Origin of the sequence: Cryobacterium sp. TMT1-2-1 (assembly GCF_004403955.1) — a bacterium.
GTDB lineage: Bacteria > Actinomycetota > Actinomycetes > Actinomycetales > Microbacteriaceae > Cryobacterium > Cryobacterium psychrotolerans.
Genome location: NZ_SOHC01000047.1, coordinates 1 through 1483, shown reverse-complemented (window position 1 = coordinate 1483; position 1483 = coordinate 1). Strand labels below are relative to the sequence as shown.

Genomic DNA, 1483 nt, shown 5'->3' with positions numbered 1-1483 from the left:
CTAGACGCTATGGGGTATTGAGCTGGGGCCTCCCGATCGCATAGACCGTGGGTTGCGGGCCGGGTGTGTCTGGCTCGTAGTGCCACATATGTGAGGGAGGCCCCAGTGGTTATCGAGCGTACGAGTGTTGGATTGGATGTGCACGCGCGGAGCGTGGTCGCGGCCGCGATCGACGAAGTCTCGGGCGAGTTGACGCAGCGTCGTCTGGGCGCGAGCGTCGAGGAGGTCGTGGCGTGGGTGACGGGGTTGCCGGGCCCGGTGGCGGCGACGTATGAAGCCGGCCCGACGGGGTTCGGGCTGGCGCGGGCGTTGCGGGCGGCGGGGGTGCGGTGCGAGGTCGCGGCGCCGTCGAAGTTGCAACGCCCGGTCGGGGATCGGGTCAAGACCGACGCGCGGGACGCGGTGCATCTGGCCAGGTTGCTGCGGTTGGGTGAGATCGTGGCGGTGACCGTTCCGACCGTTGAAGCGGAAGCGGCGAGGGATCTGGTGCGGGCGCGGGAGGACGCGCGCGGGGATCTGATGGCGGCCAGGCACCGGGTCAGCAAGCTGCTGCTGCGGCAAGGGATTCAGTACGCGGAGGGGAAGGCGTGGACGGTCGCGCATCTGGCCTGGTTGCGGAGGCAGCGGTTCGAGTTGCCCGGGTTGCAGGTCGCGTTCGATGCCGGCTACGACGCGATGATCGCGACCCTCGACCGGCGGGGCCGGCTCGATGAGGCGATTGCGCAGATGGCTGGGAACAGCGAGTTCACGCCGGTGGTCGACCGGCTCGGCTGCCTGCGTGGAATCTCCACGCTGACCGGGTTCGCCCTGGCCGTCGAGATCGGCGACTGGACCCGGCTCGACGGCCGTCGGATCGGCTCGTATCTCGGGCTCGTTCCCTCCGAGCACTCCTCGGGGGCGTCACGGGCGCTGGGCGGGATCACCAAGACTGGCAACGGGCACGCTCGGCGGCTGCTGATCGAAGCCGCCTGGCACCACCGGCCCACCTACCGGCCCTCGTCCCCGATCATGCGAGCACGGTGGGATCGCGCCGGGGCCGAGGCTCGCGTCCGAGGGCACGCCGGCAATCAGCGTCTCCACCAGCGGTGGCTGGCGTTCCAGGCGCGCGGGAAACGCACCGTCGTGGCCAACGCCGCCATCGCCCGCGAACTGGCCGGCTGGTGCTGGTCTTTGGCTGCGATGACCTAACCGGTCCCGAGGCTTCCGGCCGCGAACAGTGGTGACGGCAGCGTCCCGGGCGACTCGCGACACGCCCTATGAGCGACCCGCACACCGGGTCACGCTCGATCTCTAGACTCGCGTGAACGCCCCGCCGAACACACCGTCATGCGGTAACCAACCCGCGCATATCAGAGTGACAACGCGTCGAACACGACCCGCGCGTCACCACCCACGCGACCGGAACGAGCGGCGTCCCACCGACGGGCGAGGGCGCCGCTCACCCCTGCCCACTTGACAAACCACACCCCATATCAGGGCGTGT

1 protein-coding gene is annotated in these 1483 nt (G+C 69.8%); it reads left to right on the top strand.

Annotation, left to right across the window (positions count from 1 at the left end; genetic code table 11):
- Window positions 1-105 precede the first annotated feature (105 nt).
- On the top strand, window positions 106-1188 hold the full coding sequence (locus E3T33_RS08755) for an IS110 family transposase (protein WP_174775316.1): 1083 nt from the start codon (window positions 106-108) through the stop codon (window positions 1186-1188).
- The last annotated feature ends 295 nt before the right edge of the window (window positions 1189-1483 follow it).